This is a genomic window from Ligilactobacillus equi DSM 15833 = JCM 10991 (genome assembly GCF_001435735.1).
In the GTDB taxonomy this organism is placed as follows: Bacteria; Bacillota; Bacilli; order Lactobacillales; family Lactobacillaceae; genus Ligilactobacillus; species Ligilactobacillus equi.
On record NZ_AZFH01000006.1, the window covers coordinates 1 to 301 of the forward strand.

At 46.5% G+C, this 301-nt stretch carries 1 protein-coding gene; it reads left to right on the forward strand.

Annotation, left to right across the window (positions count from 1 at the left end; all coding sequences use genetic code 11):
• On the forward strand, positions 1 to 301 hold a 301-nt coding region (locus tag FC36_RS12065; RefSeq protein ID WP_235805789.1), incomplete at both ends, for an Ig-like domain-containing protein.

Below are 301 nucleotides of genomic sequence, written 5' to 3' on the forward strand. Positions count from 1 at the left end.
ATGCTAAGAAGGCTATCGAAGATGCCCTTAACCGTATTAACGGTAAGAGTGTGGCTCCATCTGGCGTTGAAGTAGCTGACAATGGTACAACCGTAACAGGTAAAGCCGCTCCAGGTGCAGAAGTCGTAGTAGCCGACAAGGATGGCAACGTTCTTGGTAAAGCTACTGCTGACAAGGATGGTAACTTTGAAGTTAAGTTATCAACGCCACAAACGAATGGTGAAAAATTAGCTGTTTCCGCTAAGGAAGCTGATAAGCAACCAGCGACAACTACAGCCGTAGCACCTAAGGTTGACAAGTC